Source organism: Lachnoanaerobaculum sp. MSX33 (assembly GCF_000512995.1).
Taxonomy (GTDB): Bacteria; Bacillota; Clostridia; order Lachnospirales; family Lachnospiraceae; genus Lachnoanaerobaculum.
Genome location: NZ_AZXX01000041.1, coordinates 1 through 2,988 on the forward strand (window position 1 = coordinate 1; position 2,988 = coordinate 2,988).

The following is a 2,988-nucleotide window of genomic DNA, read 5'->3' on the forward strand; positions in this document are numbered from 1 at the left end:
TTTATTTTAATTTTCTTGTTGCTTTCAAGTGAAATAGTATTTAAAATTGACATAAGATGACTTCCTTTCCTTGGCATTGTTTTGATTTGTCACCTTAATTTTACCAAAAAAGAGGTCCTTTTTCTATTCACTTTTTAGGTGAAAGTAAGAAAGTTTTGTAAATGCAGTAATTATGTGGCTTTCAGCCGCAGACATAGCTATGCTATGAATAATTTAGGCTAATGATTATCCACAGTCATTTTGACGAAGTGACTACAAATTAAAATTTGCACGGTTATAAGTTTTAAGATATAATTTCGGTATAAAATAGGAGGTGATTTTTTGTCTCAACTCGATACATACAGAAATACGTTGTTAAAAAAGCAGGAAGACATATCAAAACTAAATCAAGATATGGCTAAAGAACAGGCTAAAATAGCACCTTTGCAGAAGAAAATCATATCCGCCAAGGGTGCTATTGGCCGGACAAAAAGCCAATCCACCATAAAATCCAAACTTAATGAGATTGAACGAGCAGAAAAATCAATCTCTGAAATTCAAAAAAAATGCGGCGATATCCAGAAGAAAATCGCCCAAAAAGAAAAGGAGCGGTCTACTGCGGAGAAAAACTACAGGAATGAAGAGGCCAAAGTAAACAAAAAGAACATGGAGGCAGAGAAAAGGCGCCAACAGGATGCAAGGCGCCAAGCGGCTGCATTCGAACGTTCACTAAAAGAATACGGAAATGTTCAATCACATATGCAGTTAGAAATTGAACGTTTAAAAGCGATACCTGAAAAAATTACAGTTTTATTTCTTGCCGCTAACCCTAAAGACACTCCCCAGCTTTCTCTTGATGAAGAAGCACGTTCTATTCAAGAAAAAATCCGTTTGTCGGAATATCGTGATTCGGTTCATTTTGAAAGTCGGTGGGCTACGCGTGCATCAGACATATTGCAGGCAATTAATGAAACAAACCCCACAATCGTTCATTTTAGCGGTCATGGTGCAAAATCAGGAGAACTTGCTTTATTGAATCCAGATGGAAGTACAAAGACCGTTACAAAGGAAGCAATTGCAATGGCCATGTCAACTGCATCTGATACAATACGTTTGGTTGTTTTTAATGCCTGCTTTTCGGAAACACAGGCTCAAAGTGTCGTGGAACATATTGAAGCTGCAATCGGTATGTCTGATTCTATCCGTGATGATACTGCCTGCACGTTTGCTGCTCAGTTGTATTCCTCTATAGGGTTTGGGCGTTCAATGCAAACTTCATTTAATCAAGCTATAGCTGAATTACTATTGGAAGGCATTCCTGGTGAAAATATTCCTCAGCTTTATGCTCGTGACGATATTGACTTAAATGATTTAATACTCGTTCGTCCAGATATTTAATAATAAAATCCGTTACCTAAAGTTGGGTGGCGGATTTTATTATTACCAAGCATAACATTTTCATAGTATAAAAAGTTATCCGAGAAATCTCCAGCAGTTTTCTCGGTTTTTTATATTTTGGCGAACATAAAGGAGGATAACTATGAACAGAGCATATGGATATTTATCCTCTTAAAAGGATAAAAAGCCTGCCACCAATGTAGCTTCCGGCTTCTGCATGGCAATCAGCAGCGTATTATTAAAACTGTAATTATGAAATTTTGACATGGTGCTGAGATAGCTTTTATATTTTTCACTCTCAAAAAGCTCCTTCAAGCCAGCTTCCAGCTTATCCGTGATCTCTTTGACTTTTTGTTTTTCACTCATGTAAACTATATTTTTATCTGCCATTATCATATCGTCCTTTCTTTTTTCCATGCAAAAATACCGTCCTTAATTTTCGTAGGGACGGTATCTTCCAAATAAAAAAGGTGCATGGATTGTTCTTAAAACATGTTCCACACACCTTTGGTTTATTATGTAATTTTAATTTAAAGCAGCCTCAAAAGCTGTACCAGCTCATGCGATTCTTCAGCTGATGTTGTTTGTCTGGTATCAAAACGCTTGAAACCATAGTTTTCATAAAATGAAAGCAATTTTTCTTTATTATCCGCTTCCACGAATGCCACCATACCTCCAGCCTGATACTGTAAAATCTGTGTCTGTCTGATAGCTGCTTCTAACAGTTCCTGCCCTGTTATTCGCCCTTTTGCCCTGTCACTAAAGTTTTTCCCAAGCTGGGCAATCAGATAAGCTGCCAGGTTATAGGTTTGCTCATTTTTATCTATCTCACTAAATCTTGCCAACTTTCTTTTAACTGTATTACTGAATGGTCCTGCATTTACAACAAGTGGTTTGATTGTAATAGAAAAATATCCCAATAACTCTGCATCTTCCAGTGACAATACGATATATGTAACTGCTTGATGTTTTTTGCAAACTCAATTGCATACTGTTTTAAAAAACACTCAACATCCGGATTTAACGGACATGAAAACTCGGAAAGGAACTGTGCTAATGTGTCCTCTCCGAGTATTTTGTCCTCATTTTCTAAATACTCACAAATGTTCAGCACAATAAAATTATTTGCTGGTTGCATTCGCTTTCTTCCTTCTCTCCATGAATTTTAAAATATCATCTGCCCCTTGCAAGTAGGTAACATTGATTGGAACACGAGGTGTTCTGTCGTTGGCAGATGCTTCAATCGCATCGGCAAACATCTCCACCTGCTTCTGACCGGATATGATAAAATTCTTAGTGATACTTGAAGTTGCCATATAAACACCTCCTAGTTAGTATGGCTCTCTGTGATTTACTCATACTCTTCTAACTATATTTTAGTGTGAAACACCAACTTTTGCAACCTATTTCAAAAAAATCTTTTTTACGCGATCTTTTTTACGATATACTACTCTTGCCGTCTTCTTTTATCTATCTCCAACGCTACCTTGGCAGCTACATAAAACTCATCTTTCCGGAGAATATTTCTTTTATCCAATTCATAAAACAACCTCTCATATCCAAAATAATTTATCGGTATTTTTAATATTCTCTTTCCTCCTGAATAGATTG

The 2,988-nt window shown here is 36.6% G+C and carries 3 protein-coding genes and 1 pseudogene; 1 reads left to right on the forward strand and 3 read right to left on the reverse strand.

Translation table 11 applies throughout. From position 1 onward, the window contains the following. Nucleotides 1-321: 321 nt before the first annotated feature. A complete protein-coding gene (locus HMPREF1495_RS03825) occupies nt 322-1,377 on the forward strand; it encodes a CHAT domain-containing protein (protein WP_051402801.1) in 1,056 nt (351 codons plus the stop codon). A 174-nt stretch (nt 1,378-1,551) separates the two neighbouring features. Here the strand turns inward: HMPREF1495_RS03825 and HMPREF1495_RS03830 are convergent. The 3 genes and pseudogenes from HMPREF1495_RS03830 to HMPREF1495_RS03840 all read right to left on the reverse strand — a co-directional run. Next, nucleotides 1,552-1,767, reverse strand: a pseudogene (locus HMPREF1495_RS03830) (hypothetical protein); the annotation flags it as partial. A gap of 140 nt (nt 1,768-1,907) precedes the next feature. Continuing rightward, nucleotides 1,908-2,321, reverse strand: a complete 414-nt coding sequence (locus HMPREF1495_RS03835) for a hypothetical protein (RefSeq protein ID WP_330368654.1) — start codon at nt 2,319-2,321, stop codon at nt 1,908-1,910. Between the two features lie 177 nt (nt 2,322-2,498). Next, nucleotides 2,499-2,693, reverse strand: a complete 195-nt coding sequence (locus tag HMPREF1495_RS03840) for a hypothetical protein (RefSeq protein ID WP_034212213.1) — start codon at nt 2,691-2,693, stop codon at nt 2,499-2,501. Between the last annotated feature and the right edge of the window lie 295 nt (nt 2,694-2,988).